The following is a 16,911-nucleotide window of genomic DNA, read 5'->3' as shown; positions in this document are numbered from 1 at the left end:
CAATGTGCTTTGCAGGTTTTAAGTCTGCTTAAGTGATAAAACTATATATTTTAACACTTAAGCTAATAGTTAACGTTTACATACGTTTATTGAAAGTCGTATTTAAACGATAAATCGAAACCAATTCCTTTAGTTTCACTACGGAACAATGTATCTGAAAAATGAATTTCTTTTTCTTCATTCATTAAGTTTTGTACTTTAAGCTTAACTGTTGAAGAAAAAGACGGATAGTAAGTATAAACCAAGTCTAACGAGTGAAATGGTTGTTCGTACTTATCATCTTGCCCTTCAATACCAGGAAGAATAATACGCTCACCAAATACGTTATACGCTAAAGTAACTGAGTGGTTACCATTAGGCGCATCATAACCTAAGTTTAAGTTAACTACGTATTCTGAATGACCTGTCATTCGACGGGTTGGATTCGTAATTGCAGCAGAAACCTTTGTTTGCTCAACTACTCGTTGGGTATTAATGTTAATTTCAGAATCAGATAATGTCACATTACCCGATAAGAAAAAGTCATTACCATTCATTCCCCAAAAGTCGCCTAAGAAAGCAAAGTCTTTCATAAACTCAACTTCAACACCATATACCTCACCATCGTCGGCATTAGCAATTACAACTAATGGTGGACCATCTTGACCGGGCGATTGCACCGACTCAATAGGGTTTAACATATCTTTATAGAATAATCCTACTGATAAATTTTCCCCCGTATCCATATACCATTCCCAACGAGCATCATAGTTTTTAACCTCAGTGGTTTCTATGCCTGCAGTACCACGTACAGGATAAGTTGTTAATGGATCTAAGTAAGTCGTTGGTGCAACTTCACGAATATCAGGGCGAACAGTGGTTTCACCATAAGAAAACCTAAACTGTACTTCTTCATCCATAATATAAGTTAATGCAAGTGCAGAATAAATATCGTCTTCTTGAAATGCTAAATCATTTAGATCTTCTGTCGTTGGTTCTGCCGGTAAAACAAACTGTCCTGTTGCAGGATCTAACGGAGCAACTACCTGACGATAATCTTCCCAACGTAAGCCTCCACTAATGCGCCATGTATTACTTAAAAACACATCTGCTTCAAAGTAATAAGCATCAATCATTTGTGCAGAATAATAGTCATCACCTTTAACGGAAGTATCACGAAGGATGACTTCACTTCCTTTTAACGGATTATTAAGTAGCACATCATCAGATAATACAGTGCTCAACTGGTAACCATTAAAATCTGCGTTATCAAATGCAAGCGTATTAACATCAATTCGACGAGCAAAAGCTTCACGATGTTTTTTAATAAAATCACTTCCTGCTTTTAGTTCTATTTCTGTAGAGCCAAACATTAAAGGAAGAGAAAAGTTAATTCCGTAGTTTTCAACTGCATCATCTAAGTTTTGAAAGGTATAACGAGAAGCGGTTGTCGCATTACGTAAGCTACTTTCATTTTGCAGATCAAATTGCCCATCTTCATTTTCATCTAAGAGAATAAAACGGGTCGAAATGTTTCCTGGAGCATAACGATTTGAACGCGAGTCTGAATATTTCCAATCAACACCAAGGTTCATCAACTTAGGTATGTTATGGGTACCACGAAATTGGTTGGCGATCATTTCACGTTCTTCATAGCTAACTTCACTATCGCGCACTCGAAGCCCATCACTAAGTAATACGTTATTGGTATTACCTAGTTTTTCTTTCATGGTGTCAGCAGTATCACGCAGTACAATTAAGCTATAATCAAGACGATGATTACGGTTTAATTCAAAACCTAAGTTCAACATACCTGATAAAGTGACAGAATGTTCAGTTGTCTGAACCTGGTCAAAACCTCGAACCAAGCTCCAAGTATCATCGGTATTTAATCTGAAATCTTGACCTTCATAAAGCTCATTAACTTCCCATTGATTATCATAAGAAATGGCCGCTAGTACACCCCAACGCTTTTCACCATGTTCCCAGCGATTACCAATAGTTAAATCTAAACCATAATCTTGATCAATACTCTGCATTTCAGAATCATAATCACGGTTTAATTGAGCTGCAATCTCTCTATTTTCACTTTGAGATAAAGATGATAATGGTTGATAGCTGTTCCACATAGACTGTAAAGTCTGTGGTGCAGCTCTTGTACCATCATCTTCACCGCGCCAATCATTTCCACCACCACTATAAAAATAGCCGTCATCAAAATTATCCGTATTACCACCAATGTTCCCACCAATATTAAAAATAAACTCAGAAGGAATGGTTTTTAAGCGAATATCAACATTACCACCACCAAAATGCGCAGGCATAGAGGGAGAGTAAGATTTTTGTACTGACAGTGACTCAATTATTGGTGCAGGAAATAAATCAAGTGGGATAACTGTTCGGGTTGGATCAGGGCTTGGTACTGATGCACCGTTTAATTGTGTACTTGAATAACGTTCTCCAAGTCCACGTACATAAATAAACTTTCCATCAACTAATGTTAAGCCTGTCACACGGCGTAATGCAGCTGCTGCATCACTATCACCTGTTCGAGAAATTTGCTCTGCACCTAAAATGTCAGCAACAAATGCTTGGTTTTTTCGTTCTGCGATAACAGCACTAGCTGTTCCTTTTAAGCGGCTGGCTTTTACCACCACTTCTTCAATTGCCGCATCTTCATTTATCTCTTCTGCAAATGTAGAAAAAGTTGAGATACTGGCTAATACCGCAATTGCTAGTCGACTAATATTATGTTGTCTATTGTTACGGTTAGTTCGTTCTTTCATAGTAAACCTCGATAAAACGATTATTCATGTTTAGTGTTGTCACAAGTAAATAATCATTAGGTCTTTAAGTAATCATTTAGGCGGGTTTTTATTAAAGTGAAAGTGATGATTTGTATTGATTAGATGTTTAATCAAGCAAACCATCACTTTTAGTCACTAAAGCGTTACCTTATAGTGTTTACTCTAAACCTACCGTCCAACCAGCTGTCCAGTTATTAGTTGCACTTACTGCACCTATATGGTCAGCATTATCGAAGAATGCATTACCAGTAAAGTCATACGGTGTAGTACTATCTGTAGTGAAAATACCATCAATAACAGCACTCATATCTGTAGCGGTAGTATTAGCATCTTGAGCTGTTACCCATGCGCCTAAGTCAAATGCATTAGCACTCGAGTCTGTTGTGTTTTTAAAGTTTTCACCACAAGCGAATACAGAGTTAGTAATGGCTGTATCTCCAGCAATTGCTTGATCAACGGTTAAGCCAGCTTCCATTTCAAAACATTCGCCCATACCTGCATAACCTGTAACTACAAAGTTATGGAATTGTGCTTTAGTACCTTCACGTAAATAGATACCTTCAGATGCTTTATCTGGTGTATCAAAGCCATTTCCAATAATCGTCATATTAGCAATAGTAGGATTTGATTGAGGCATTTTATTTGGCGTAGAACCGTCATTATCTGCTTCAATAGCTCGGTTAGCTTCACCATCGTTAGCTGCATGCTTAACTAAAACATATTGTAAGTTACCACGGTAGCCGTTATCCCAATCAACGCTGTCATCTTTGTTACCGGTTAACACAACATATTTCGCATTAACTGTACCACCAAAGAATTCAACACCATCATCGGCATTATCATGTACTTGAATAAATTCAACGGTAGTAGCTGAACCTACACCACCAAAAGTAATACCATTAAGTTCATTGTCTGGGGCAATTTCATAACCCGCATGTTTAACCACTACATAACGTAATGTACCTGAATTATCAGCATCATTAGTGCCTCCAAATACAGCGCCATCTGCAACACCTTCCACTTGTAACGCACAATCACTTCCATCTGTAGGACATTTGTTAGATTGAGCATTACCCAACAACACTAAACCGCCCCATTGACCTGATGATGTTTCTGCACCGGTCATGTCTTGAGAAGAAGTAAATGTAATTGGTTTTGTTGCAGATCCATTTGCTTGAATTTTTGAGTCGCGGCTTATCACTAAATAGTCATTACCTGAACGACCGTAAATTGTAGTACCCGCTTCAATAGTTAAGGTTGCTGAATTAGCTTTATCTTCACCAACAAATACTGCGCCGTCTAACGCATAAATATTGTTTGCTGTCAGTGTAATATCACTAGTAATAAAACCTTTCATTTCACATGTAGTGGTTACACCATCAACAGGTGAAATAGCCGTAGTACCTGTTGGACAACCGCTAGCTTCAACTTGTGCTGTTACTACACCACCACCAAAACCAAACGCCCAACCATCACGCCAATCAGTTGTGCCATCAAAAGCACCGATATGGCTTACAGAATCAAAAAATCCGCCTTGTGTATTGGCAACATCTTGGCCAGCATCAGCTGCAATTAATGGAGAATTAGCATTAGGTACGCCATTTTCATCAATTAAAATTGAAGTGCTGATCATGTTTGAAGGTTCAGCAGTAAACCATGATTCTAAATCAAGTAGCACAGAACCATCAGCTGCTTTTGAATCTTTAAAGTTTTCGCCGTTAGTACAAGCCATAATGCTGTTTTGCATTACAATTTTTCCACTTGTCGCGTTATCAACGGTTACAGAAGACGTGTCACCACCTTCAAACTCCAAACACTCTCCCATCTCATCAGTACCAGTAATAACGGTATTGAAAATTTTAGCGGCTGTACCTTCACGTAAATAAATACCTTCAGACGCTTTATCTGGCGTATCAAAGTTATTACCAATAATTGTCATATTGGCTAATGTAGGGTTTGATTGTGGTTCTTTAGCTGGAGATGAACCGTCATTATCAGCTTCAATAGCACGGTTAGCTTCGCCGGCATTTTTAGCATGTTCGATATAGATATGTTGGATGTTACCTTTATAACCATTATCCCAGTCAATGCTGTCATCTTTGTTAGCAGTAAGTACTAAATGCTTAACATTTACTGCGCCACCAAAAAATTCCACACCATCATCGGCATTTGCATGGACTTGAATATATTCAACAGTAGTACCAGAACCGACACCACCAAATGTGATACCGTTTAACTCATTATCTGGTGCAATTTCATAACCTGCATATTTAACCACAACATATTTTAAAACACCTGAATTATCTTCCCAGTCTTCACCACCGAAAACAGCACCGTCTGCCACACCTTCTACTTGAAGCGCACACTCACTACCATCAGTTGGACATTTATTTGATGGTGCATTACCTAAAATAACTAAACCACCCCATTGACCAGCAGTAGCTTCATCACCTTTTACATCAGCGATTGAAGTTAAAATAATCGGATTAGCTTTTGTACCTTCAGCCATAATGTCTGCATCACGATGAATAACAATATAGTCATTACCTGATTGACCAAAAACAACAACACCTGGCTCAATAGTTAATGTGGTATTTGCCATCATTTCAAAAGAACCACTTACCGCATAGAAAACTGGTGTGCCATCTGCAGATGCAACTAATGTCATATCTTCAGTAACTTGGCCATCTAAAACACGTACTGTTACGTCAAATCCAAGTGAACCACTAACTTCCGTTGATAAAGCAGTACTTGCTTTACCTGGTAATTCAACTGTATCGGGTGTTGTCGGTGCAGGGTTACTAATATTAGTATCACCTACTGAGTTATCTACATTTGACTCAAGGTTAATGTCACCACCACAGCCAGCTAATGTTAATGCGCCCGCAATAGTACTTATTTTAAAAAGTGTTTTTATTTGCATTTGTCTGCTCCGCAGATTTAGTGTTTAAAATGTATAAGCTGATTAAGGGAATGAACTAATAATTAATAAAACATTCACTTAATCAGCTTGATTTAAGTTTTGGGATATCCTACGGATGAAAAATGACAGAATTGTTTTAGTAATATGTATTTTTTATTTCTAAAATAAGTCAGAAATGTTACAAGCAAATAATTTTATCATTAATGGGAACGTTTAAAATTTAAGTAAAATTATTGAGAAACACTTAAAAATAAGCAACTATATAAAGAAGTGCAGTAATGAAAATTAACCATGACAGAGCTTATAACCTTATCAATAAATGACTTAAAAGTGGGTATGTTTGTTAAAGATATTATTTTAAAAAACAGTGACCACAAAGTTAAAAATCAAGGAGTGGTGAATTCAGAGCGTACGATTGCTCTATTAAAAAAGCAAGGTGTTGATAAAGTTGTTGTAGAATTGCAGCCTGAGCAATTAGAAGCACTTGAAAAATCAACAAAAATTAATTCAAATAATATTAATAAGAATGAAAGTAGTGACACAGATACCAAAAAAGCAGCAGGAGAGCACCATAAAGCAATAGCGCCCACCAGCGTTGATCAAGAGCTAGAGCATTCACACAAGTTATACCAAGAAGCTAACGACAAAATAAAATCATTATTTCTTCAAGCTAGTAAAGGGCAAAAAATATCCACAGACGGAATTGAAGAACTTGCTATTGAAATAATGCAATCGGTAATGAGAAATGAGTACGCAATAGCAATATTAACGCGTATTCGTCACCATTCAACCTACCAATGGGAACATACAATCAACTGCGCAATACACATGTGCGGATTTTCTTTGTTTCTGGGAATTAAACCAGATCTCGTCCAACAAATTACCTTAGGCGCGTTACTTCATGATATTGGTACCGCAAAAGTGCCAGAAGGTATAATCGCCAAACCTGATTCATTATCTACCAATGAACTATCTGTGGTAAAAAAACATACAATACAAGGTATAGAGATTTGCAAAAGAGAAGGTTTTACAAGCCCGATTATTACTGACATGACAATGAACCATCATGAGCGTCTTGATGGTTCTGGCTATCCGCGAGGATTGTCTAAAGATAAACTTTCTAAACTTGCCAGAATGATGGCTATTGTCGATGTATATGATGCTATGACTGGCGAAAAAAATTATAAAAAAGCCCTACAACCTCTTAATGTTTTTCGTTATCTAATTTCTAGTAATACAAAGTTTGATCCTAATATCGTTCAACAATTTATTAAATATTTAGGCGTACATCCAGTAGGTTCAGTGGTGCAACTTTCAGACGAACGACTTGCCATGGTAATGCATGGAAATCGTGATGAACCGCTAAAACCAAAAGTTAAAGTATTTTTCAATACCCAAACAATGCATTATATCAAACCTAAAGACGCTGACCTGAGTATAGAGTCGATAACCATAACCTCTGCTGTTGATGCTAATGACTTTGAAATTAGCACTCAAAAAGTAATTAAAGATTTTATTAACTAAAATAGAACAAAAAAAAGCCACGTAAACGTGGCAGCATAAGGGGGAAGCTAAACTGTGTTGTTACCCATTAATTAGTGGGTAACTAGACCATATAGGCCTTAATTAAAATTAAATTGATTTGTTATATTTAACAAAACGCGTAAGGCTCATGCCATTACAAATAAGTTCACGTACGTCGTATTTTACTTCGCTTTGAATTGCTTCAATGCCATTTTTAGCTGCGCTTGCACATAGCTGAGATTCAATACTTTCATTTGCAGGTTTTACTAATGTTAACTTTGCTACTTCAGATGTTTCTAATGCTGGCTTAGCTTGGAATGACTGAGCAAAAGCACGAAGACTTTGACCATTACATTTTGCAACAAAAGCAAAAGCCTCATATTTACTGCCTAATAATTTAGCTTCATTAATTGCCGCTTTGTAACCAGACTCTGCTGCAACTACACATAATTTACTTTCTACTGAAGAATCTTTAGCAACAAATTTTACATTGGCATTTGACGCCTGTGCTGCACTTGATGCTAATACCATAGATAGAACAACTAATAACTTTTTCATAACAACCTCGATGTGTAAAATTTAAGAAACCTCAAAACTTAGAGTAATTATACTAATAATTTTAAACAGTTCAAGTTGTTTTTGTAATTAAATTACATAAATTTATTTTTATTTCATTTTTAAGACTAATAAATGTATATAAATACAAAATATAGGTTATAAAATTTCACTAGTGTAATTAAATTACTTTTACAAGGAAAGTATTAGGCTTTTATAAAATTATCGTTATTCAATAAGTCATCTAATAAGAATGGCTAGGAAAATCATTTTGCTTAGATATAAAAAAAGCCGACATATGTCGGCTTTTTATAAATAAAATTAGAAACTCAATTTTTAATTAATACGCTATGGCATCATTTCTTGCTGATCGGCGCCTTCTTTTTCAATAACCTCAGGAATTAAATCTTCTTTTGATATTCCTAAACCTAAAGCAACAGCACTGGCAACATATATTGATGAGTATGTACCAATAAAAACCCCAAACAACAAAGCCGTAGCAAAACCATGAATTAACGCGCCGCCTTGATAAAATAATGCAGCTAATACTAATAACGTAGTAATTGAGGTAATAACAGTTCGACTTAATGTTTCGGTAAGTGAAATATCTATTATTTCAGACGGCCCACCAACACGGATCTTACGAAAGTTCTCTCGTATACGATCGGATACAACAATAGTATCGTTAAGTGAATAACCAATTACAGCTAAAATAGCCGCCATTACAGTTAAATCAAATTCAAGTTGTAAAAATGAAAACAATCCTAACGTTAACAACACATCATGAAATAGCGCAAAAACCGAGCCTAATGCAAAGCGCCATTCAAATCGAAATGCAACGTAAACTAAAATACAAATCAAAGCAGTTAACATAGCTAAACCGCCTTGCTCTGTTAATTCATCGCCTACGCTTGCACCAACAAATTCAATTCGGCGCATTTCTAACTCTTGACCTGTGCCCTCTTTAAGTAACGAAAGTACTTCATTACTCAACATTTCAGCTTTTACACCTTCACGCTGTGCTAAACGAATGATCACTTCACGGCTACTACCATAAAACTGTACAACAGCATCGCCGTAACCATCACTTTCTAGTACTTGACGAATTTGTGTTAATTCAGCAGGGCTTTCAAAAGCCACTTCAATTAAAGTACCACCCGTAAAATCTAAGCCAAAGTTAAGTTTATTAACAAATAAAGAGCCTACCGAGGCAAGCATCAGAATAATACTAAACGCTAAAGCGTACTTTCGGTACGCCATAAAGTTTACAGTTTCTTTCAAATTTAAAATTTGCATTACGACACCTATATTGGAAGCTTATCGAGGCGTTTTCCACCCCAGATAGCATTAACTATGCTTCGAGTACCAACAACTGCAGTAAACATCGATGTAACAATACCAATCGATAACGTTACAGCGAAACCTTTAATAGGTCCTACACCAATCGAAAATAAAATAATAGCAGCAATTAATGTAGTGATATTGGCATCAAGAATGGTTGAGTATGCGGCGTCATAGCCTTGATGAATGGCTTGTTGTACACTTTTACCTTCACGTAATTCCTCTCGAATACGTTCAAATATAAGCACATTAGCATCAACAGCCATACCTACCGTTAGTACGATACCTGCCATACCTGGTAAGGTTAATGTTGCACCTGGGATCATCGACATTACGCCAACAATTAAAATTAAGTTAGCCATTAACGCTAAATTAGCCACCACACCAAATGCACGGTAATAAATCAGCATAAAAATAAAGACCAAAGCAAAACCGCCCATAATCGCTTGAAAACCAGCTTTTACATTCTCTGCGCCAAGCGATGGACCAACTGTTCGTTCTTCAACAATTTGTATTGGGGCAATTAATGCACCTGCACGTAATAATAATGCAAGGCTATGCGCTTCAGCTTGCGAGCCTGCACCCGTTATACGAAAGCTTTTACCTAAACGTGCTTGAATAGTAGCAACACTAATCACTTCTTCGTGTTTATCAAAAATAGTATTGCCTTCACTATCTTTTCTATCCGTTGGCTTATATTCGATAAATACTGTCGCCATAGGCTGGCCAATTGCATTTTTAGTCGCATTTGAAAACTTACTACCGCCTGGAGAATCAAGCGTAATATTAACCTGAGGACGAGAATATTCATCAAAGCTTGAACCGGCATCAACAATATGATCACCTGTGAGCATAATACGCTTTTTCAATAACACAGGCGTTCCATCACGTTCATATAACAATTGAGAACTTGCAGGCACTCGACCATTTAATGCAGTGGCTAAATCATTTTCGTTATCAACCATTCTAAATTCAATAGTAGCCGTTGCATTTAGAATTTCTTTTGCTTTCGCAGTGTCTTGCACGCCCGGCAATTCAATAACAATATTCTTTTGCCCTTGACGTTGAACAAGTGGCTCAGCAACCCCTAACTCATTAACACGGTTACGAATAATGGTAATGTTTTGTTGAAGTGCATATTCACGAATTTCTTTAAGTTTTAACTCAGACATTTTGCTCGTTAACGTTAATGTGTCTGTATTATCCGTAAATAGGTAGTCTCTGTAGCGTTTTTTCAAAAAAGATTCAGCTTGATCTAAGTCTTCAGCATTACGAAAGACTATTTCAATAGCATCATCAACTTTCTTAACACTACGATAGCGAATTTTTTCACCACGTAAATCGCTGCGAAAATCACTTAACATGCCTTCTTGTGCTTTCACAACCGCTTCGTTCATATTAACTTCCATGGTGAAACTAACCCCTCCACTTAAGTCTAAACCAAGCTTCATTGGTACACCACCAACTGCAGCTAACCAATCAGGAGTTGCAGGGGTTAGGTTCAAAGCAACAGAGAATTGCTCTCCCATGGTGTTATCAAGTAAATCACGCGCTTTAAGCTGATTATCTGGATCAGAAAAACGTACTAATAACTGTCCGTCTTCTAAAGTAATATTTGCAAAATCAATATTTTGCTCTGAGAGTTGTGATTTAACATTATCGAGAGTGGCTGCATCAGCCTCAACACCACGTAAACCTGACAACTGAACTGCTGGGTCTTCACCATATAAGTTTGGTAGTGCATATAAAGCACCAAACGCGACGATAATAACAACCAGTAGTGTTTTCCATAAGGGAGAACGGTTCAACACAATTTAATCCTATTTTTAGTTAATCTTTTAATACTTCATGCTTCAGCTAAGTTTTCATTTAGCTGAAGCAGACTATCAAAAAACTATAATGACTTCATTGTTCCTTTAGGCAGAACAGCGTTTACGGCACCTTTTTGTACAGTAACTTCTGTACCTTCTGCAATGCTGATGACAATAAAGTCTTTTTCATCAGAAACTTTAATAATTTTACCAACAATACCACCCTGTGTAAGTACTTCATCTCCTTTACCTAGAGCAGACATTAAGCTTTTATGCTCTTTAACGCGTTTGGCTTGCGGGCGGTAAATCATGAAATAGAATACAAAGGCAAACACTGCCAACATAATGATCATTTCCATACCACCACCTGATGGAGCAGGCCCAGCTGCGGCATGTGCTTTGCTAATAAATAAACTCATAATTTCCTCTTATATTTATTGTTTTATAAATAGTGTTAATACTAAATTGTTTTGATAATAAATCGTTTTAATAAATTTATTACATTAGAAAGAATCAAAATAAACTAATTCTCTATAAACCGTAATTCAATCACACTGATTATTTCAGTGGGGGTACAGGTAAATCACGTAATGCATAAAACTCTGTAACAAAGTCGTCTAATTTACCTTGCTCTATTGCATCACGCAAACCTTGCATTACACGTTGATAAAAATGCAAGTTATGCAACGTATTTAGTTGTGCACCTAAAATTTCATTACACTTATCTAAATGATGTAAATAAGCACGTGAATAATTTTTACAGGTATAACAATCACATTCGCTATCTAACGGCCCAGTATCGGTTTTATGACGAGAATTACGTATTTTAATTACGCCATTTGTCACAAATAAGTGGCCATTACGGGCATTACGTGTCGGCATTACACAGTCAAACATATCAATACCGCGACGTACACCTTCAACTAAATCTTCAGGCTTGCCAACTCCCATCAGATATCGGGGCTTATTTTCTGGTATCAAGGGGGTTGTATGATCTAATATTCTGATCATATCTGCTTTGGGTTCTCCAACAGATAAGCCGCCAATAGCGTAACCGTCAAAATCAATGGCTTGAAGGCCAGCAACAGATACTTCGCGTAAGTCTTCGTACATACCGCCTTGCACGATGCCAAACAATGCACTTGGGTTATCGCCATGCGCGTCTTTAGAACGTTGAGCCCAACGTAACGACAACTCCATAGATTCTTGAGATTCTTTATGAGTAGCGGGATAAGGGGTACATTCATCAAAGATCATTACAATGTCAGAGCCTAACTTACGTTGCACTTCCATTGAACGCTCAGGCGTTAACATAATCTTTTCACCGTTAACAGGCGAGCTAAACTTTACGCCTTCTTCGGTAATTTTACGCATAGCACCTAAACTAAACACCTGGAATCCACCAGAATCGGTAAGAATTGGTTTATTCCAATGAATAAAATCATGCAAGTCGCCGTGCTGTTCAATTATATCAGTACCAGGGCGAAGCATTAAATGAAACGTGTTACCCAGAATAATTTCAGCACCTGTTGCTTCAATTTCTTCTGATTTCATCCCTTTAACGGTACCGTATGTACCAACTGGCATAAAAGCGGGGGTTTCTACCGTACCGCGAGAAAATGTTAATCTTCCACGTCGTGCTTTACCGTCAGTATTTAATAATTCGTACTGCATTGCTTTTGTCATAAATAATCCTCTGCCCACTAGCGAAACAGGCCAGCAGCAATATTAAAATCCCAATTACACCTTAATTGGTTTTCTTCGTTAAAAACATCGCATCACCATAGCTAAAAAAGCGATATTGTTGTTCAACTGCTTGTTGATAGGCAGTCATAATATGTTCATAGCCAGAAAATGCACTGACTAACATTAGTAACGTTGATTCTGATAAATGAAAATTAGTAATTAACGCGTCGATTACTTGGAATTGATAACCCGGCGTAATAAAAATATCAGTATCACCATAAAAGGCTTGCAAAGGTTGACCTTTATTGGCGGCATCTCTCGCAGCACTTTCAATAGAACGCACAGAAGTTGTACCAACAGCTACCACACGTTTTCCTGCCGCTTTCGTTTTATTGATTTGTTCAACCACCTCATCAGACACTTCAACATATTCAGAATGCATAATATGATCAGCTATTTCTTCGACTCTAACTGGCTGAAAAGTGCCCGCACCAACGTGAAGCGTTACAAAAGCTAAATTTACACCTTTGTTTTTTAATTGCGCTAATAAATTATCGTCAAAATGTAAGCCTGCAGTAGGTGCTGCAACCGCACCAGGCTTTTCATTATATACCGTTTGATAACGTTCTCTGTCACTGTCTTCATCAGGTCTGTCAATATAAGGAGGCAAAGGCATATGCCCAATATTTTCTAGAAGAGAAAGTACTTTATCTTCACCTAAAAACTTCAACTCAAATAAGGCGTCATGCCGTGCTTGCATTATTGCTGTTGCTATCAATTTTCCATGATCATCATGAAACAATAATTCGCTACCCACTTTAGGTGATTTACTCGCTCTTACATGGGCAAGTACAGTATGTTCATCAACCAAACGCTCAACCAATACTTCAAGTTTACCGCCACTGGCCTTTTGGCCAAATAAACGTGCTGGAATAACGCGAGTATTATTAAAAATTAATAAATCACCACTGTGTAATTGATCAATTACATCAACAAAATTTTTATGATCTATTTCACCACTATTACCATCAAGACACATTAAGCGGCTTGAAGTACGTTCAGCTTTAGGATATCGAGCAATCAGCTCTTCGGGTAAATCAAATGAAAAATCGGCAACACGCATGATAAATAATGAGATAATGGCTAAAAATAACTGCGCAATTTTAAAGATCTACACCCACAATAGCAAGTAATGCCTATGATAAGCGCAAATATCACTGAAAGTTATAGTGATCATTTTTAAAAACTCTGCTACTTGTTAAGTAAATTAACGTACTCTTTATCTATAGTTATTTAAAATGTATTAGGTAGTTACTATGAAAAATCTTGCTTATGCTATCGCCAAAACAATCCTTAATGGTTTTGAACGACATATTTATTTATATATAGAAATAACTCGTTCCGCAAAAGAACGCTTTGAGCAATGCCAATGGCAAGCTATTCAAGATGCAGCTAAATCAAGAACTGATTTTTACGATAAACGAGTCAAAGAAACACTCGCAACAATGTCGAATGACTTTCAAATTCAAGAGTTAGACGAAGCACTATGGCAAGAAGTAAAATCAGCCTATATCAGTATATTAAAAACACACTCCCAACCTGAACTTGCTGAAAGTTTTTATAATTCGGTTTTCTGTCATTTGTTTGAACGTAAATATTATTTAAATGACTATATTTTTGTTAAATCATCACTAGATGAGTGCAATTATATTAATGTGCCACAAATATATACCCGTTATCACCCTGCCGAAGTAGGTTTGTTCCAAACGATAAAAAAAATTATTGATAAAGCTGAATTTAACCGGCCTTTTAAACAACTTAAATGCGATATCAATGCGTTAATTAGAGCTTTTGCCAAACAAGCCCAACGAACCCATTATCAGCTTGAAGACCTACAAATTGATATTCTAAATTTTGTTTTTTACCGCAATAAAGGCGCTTATATTATCGGCAGAGTTATATCGCCAGCAGGCATCACCCCATTTATTGTGCCAATAACCAATGACGAAAAAGACGGTTTAGCATTAGACGCCTTATTAACGGATGAAAAAAATATGGCAGTAGTTTTTGGCTTCGCCCGCGCTTACTTTTTTGTTGATTGTATTCATCCCCATGCTTTAGTTGATTTTTTACAAGAACTAATTCCTCATAAAACCCGTGCCGATTTATACTCGAGTATAGGCTTTCACAAGCAAGGCAAAACCCAGTTTTATCGAAGCTTGTTACAGCATTTAGACAATAGTGAGGACAAATTCGAACTTGCCGCTGGTATTAAAGGCATGGTGATGTCGGTATTTACACTGCCGTCATTTCCTTATGTGTTTAAAATTATTAAAGATAAATTTGCGCCCAGTAAGCAAATGACCAAAAAAGATGTAAAAGCAAAATACCGTTTAGTGAAACTGCATGATCGTGTAGGCCGAATGGCAGATACCATGGAGTACTCTGAGGTTGCCTTTCCTAAATCCCGATTTAACGAAGAGTTATTAACCGAATTACTTGCAGTAGCTCCATCAATCATTCGTTTTGAAGATGAATTAATCATTATCAAGCACGTTTATATTGAACGAAAAATGACTCCGCTCAATCTTTATTTAATGGATGCGACTGACGAGCAAATAGATAAAGCAATGTACGGCTATGGAAAAGCCATCAAACAATTAATTGCTGCTAATATTTTTCCTGGTGATATGTTACTAAAAAACTTCGGTGTAACCCGACATGGCCGTGTTATCTTCTACGACTATGATGAAATTACCTATATGAATGAAGTCAACTTTAGAATAAAGCCTGAGCCCGTTACCGAGGAGCAAATTTATGCCGCTGAACCTTGGTATTCTGTAGCGCCTGGTGATGTATTCCCAGAAGAAATTGCCACCTTTGCTTTAGCAAATATTAAATACCGCACCGCATTTTTAAAACACCACGCAGAACTACTTCAAGCAAGTTACTGGCAACAGTGTCAAAAGAGTGTCGCGCAAGGAAAATTTGCCAATGTATACCCCTATCCAAATCGTTTACGCTTTAGTAAGCAAAAATAGCGTTAAGAACGCTCGCTAAGAACAGGTACCAAGGTCAATAAATAGGCAAACAAACCATTTATTAAATTTAGCGCTTTACCTTTATAAAACCTTGGGTATAATTCTTCTCCGTTGCAGGGGTGTAGTTCCAATTGGTAGAACAGCGGTCTCCAAAACCGACGGTTGGGAGTTCGAATCTCTCCACCCCTGCCATTTTCTTTTTTTAGTCCTATTCTGTTTGTATGATATCCTCATTAAAATAAATTAAAATTAATAATCTACTTTAATACCTTTTAATACTTAACATTGAGCGATAACATCAAAAATTATGATCACTAACGCAAAACAATTTAGTTACCTTAATGCAATGGGTATCGATATTTGGCAACAAAAACATACTGATGTAGAAAAAGATGCAGGGCAATCTCACCTTGTTATTGATTTAGACAAATTGTGCAAACAGCAACTTTTCATTGATCTCATACAAAGTCTTAATATTACACTTGATCAAATAACACTTAAAAGTGAGCATTGTTTAAATTTAGGTTTGATTAATTGGCAATTTAGTGAAAATAATCAAACCAATTATGAAAACAATACCTTAACCACACCGGCTATTGAACAATTAGTAGAACAACCCAAATTAAAACGCCAATTATGGCAATTACTCAGCGCTTCTTCGCTATAGCACCCTATTGATGATACCAAGATAATGACAACTCACTTTTCTCCTGTTACTAAAGACCAGCTTGCTGAAATAATGTTGGTTGAAAATGCTTGTCACTCACACCCTTGGAGTGAACAAACCATGCTAAGTTGTATCGGCGGACGCTATTTTGGTTTTATGCTGAAACAGGAACAAAGCATATTAGGTTTTTACATTGGTGAATATGTAGCTGGTGAAGCAACCTTAATGGATGTTTGCGTATCACCAGATCATCAAGGTAAAGGCTATGGTAAGCAATTACTTATCCACTTTACCGAACAAGCAAAATCCCTTGGTGCTACGCAACTCTTTTTAGAAGTACGTGCTAAGAATATTTCCGCATTAATGATGTATATTAACTGGGGCTTTGTTGAAGTCGGTAGGCGTACCGGTTATTACCCTAGTAACATTGGTTATGAAGATGCTATTGTTATGAAAAAAAAGCTTTAGTTTTATTGTCTAACAATAAAAACAATAATGCTTAAATGCCCACTTAACGCTCAAAATATATATTAAAAATTAGATACTAACACCGCCTAGACACAACTTTCAATATGGT

12 protein-coding genes and 1 tRNA gene are annotated in these 16,911 nt (G+C 36.8%); 5 read left to right on the top strand and 8 right to left on the bottom strand.

Annotated features, from left to right (window positions below; genetic code table 11):
• Positions 1 to 86: 86 nt before the first annotated feature.
• Both IE155_RS08405 and IE155_RS08400 read right to left on the bottom strand, forming a co-directional pair.
• Positions 87 to 2,765 carry a TonB-dependent receptor domain-containing protein gene (locus tag IE155_RS08405; RefSeq protein WP_189377794.1) on the bottom strand — a complete coding sequence of 893 codons (2,679 nt, stop codon included), beginning with the start codon at positions 2,763 to 2,765 and terminating at the stop codon, positions 87 to 89.
• A gap of 178 nt (positions 2,766 to 2,943) precedes the next feature.
• Positions 2,944 to 5,709, bottom strand: coding sequence for a beta-helix domain-containing protein (locus IE155_RS08400; protein WP_189377793.1), 2,766 nt, complete (start codon positions 5,707 to 5,709; stop codon positions 2,944 to 2,946).
• Between the two features lie 291 nt (positions 5,710 to 6,000).
• Between IE155_RS08400 and IE155_RS08395 the strand changes: the two genes are divergently transcribed.
• Complete coding sequence (locus IE155_RS08395) at positions 6,001 to 7,233, top strand: HD-GYP domain-containing protein (protein ID WP_189377792.1); 1,233 nt, start codon at positions 6,001 to 6,003, stop codon at positions 7,231 to 7,233.
• A 108-nt stretch (positions 7,234 to 7,341) separates the two neighbouring features.
• Here the strand turns inward: IE155_RS08395 and IE155_RS08390 are convergent, their stop codons facing one another.
• The 6 genes from IE155_RS08390 to queA form a co-directional block, all read right to left on the bottom strand.
• Positions 7,342 to 7,791, bottom strand: a complete 450-nt coding sequence (locus IE155_RS08390; protein ID WP_189377791.1) for a hypothetical protein — start codon at positions 7,789 to 7,791, stop codon at positions 7,342 to 7,344.
• Positions 7,792 to 8,136: 345 nt separating this feature from the next.
• Positions 8,137 to 9,084, bottom strand: a complete 948-nt coding sequence (gene secF, locus IE155_RS08385) for a protein translocase subunit SecF (RefSeq protein ID WP_189377790.1) — start codon at positions 9,082 to 9,084, stop codon at positions 8,137 to 8,139.
• A gap of 8 nt (positions 9,085 to 9,092) precedes the next feature.
• Positions 9,093 to 10,940 carry a protein translocase subunit SecD gene (gene secD, locus IE155_RS08380; RefSeq protein WP_189377789.1) on the bottom strand — a complete coding sequence of 616 codons (1,848 nt, stop codon included), beginning with the start codon at positions 10,938 to 10,940 and terminating at the stop codon, positions 9,093 to 9,095.
• 83 nt (positions 10,941 to 11,023) lie between these two features.
• On the bottom strand, positions 11,024 to 11,359 hold the full coding sequence (gene yajC, locus IE155_RS08375; RefSeq protein ID WP_189377788.1) for a preprotein translocase subunit YajC: 336 nt from the start codon (positions 11,357 to 11,359) through the stop codon (positions 11,024 to 11,026).
• A 139-nt stretch (positions 11,360 to 11,498) separates the two neighbouring features.
• Positions 11,499 to 12,614 carry a tRNA guanosine(34) transglycosylase Tgt gene (gene tgt / locus IE155_RS08370; RefSeq protein WP_189377834.1) on the bottom strand — a complete coding sequence of 372 codons (1,116 nt, stop codon included), beginning with the start codon at positions 12,612 to 12,614 and terminating at the stop codon, positions 11,499 to 11,501.
• A 73-nt stretch (positions 12,615 to 12,687) separates the two neighbouring features.
• Positions 12,688 to 13,749 carry a tRNA preQ1(34) S-adenosylmethionine ribosyltransferase-isomerase QueA gene (gene queA, locus IE155_RS08365; protein WP_189377787.1) on the bottom strand — a complete coding sequence of 354 codons (1,062 nt, stop codon included), beginning with the start codon at positions 13,747 to 13,749 and terminating at the stop codon, positions 12,688 to 12,690.
• Positions 13,750 to 13,942: 193 nt separating this feature from the next.
• Here queA and aceK point away from each other — a divergent pair, with 193 nt between their 5' ends.
• The 4 genes from aceK to rimI all read left to right on the top strand — a co-directional run bounded on the left by aceK (position 13,943) and on the right by rimI (position 16,802).
• Complete coding sequence (gene aceK / locus IE155_RS08360) at positions 13,943 to 15,667, top strand: bifunctional isocitrate dehydrogenase kinase/phosphatase (protein ID WP_189377786.1); 1,725 nt, start codon at positions 13,943 to 13,945, stop codon at positions 15,665 to 15,667.
• Positions 15,668 to 15,782: 115 nt separating this feature from the next.
• A tRNA-Trp gene (locus IE155_RS08355) sits at positions 15,783 to 15,859 on the top strand.
• A gap of 115 nt (positions 15,860 to 15,974) precedes the next feature.
• Positions 15,975 to 16,334: a DNA polymerase III subunit psi gene (locus IE155_RS08350; RefSeq protein ID WP_189377785.1), complete on the top strand. Its 360-nt coding sequence runs from the start codon at positions 15,975 to 15,977 to the stop codon at positions 16,332 to 16,334.
• A gap of 24 nt (positions 16,335 to 16,358) precedes the next feature.
• Positions 16,359 to 16,802 (top strand): ribosomal protein S18-alanine N-acetyltransferase, encoded by a 444-nt coding sequence (gene rimI, locus IE155_RS08345; RefSeq protein ID WP_189377784.1) that lies wholly within the window; start codon positions 16,359 to 16,361, stop codon positions 16,800 to 16,802.
• Positions 16,803 to 16,911 lie beyond the last annotated feature (109 nt).

The sequence above is a fragment of the Thalassotalea profundi genome, assembly GCF_014653195.1.
Lineage (GTDB): Bacteria > Pseudomonadota > Gammaproteobacteria > Enterobacterales > Alteromonadaceae > Thalassotalea_B > Thalassotalea_B profundi.
The sequence above is the reverse complement of the archived record's forward strand: the minus strand, read 5'-3'. Positions and strand labels throughout refer to the sequence as shown.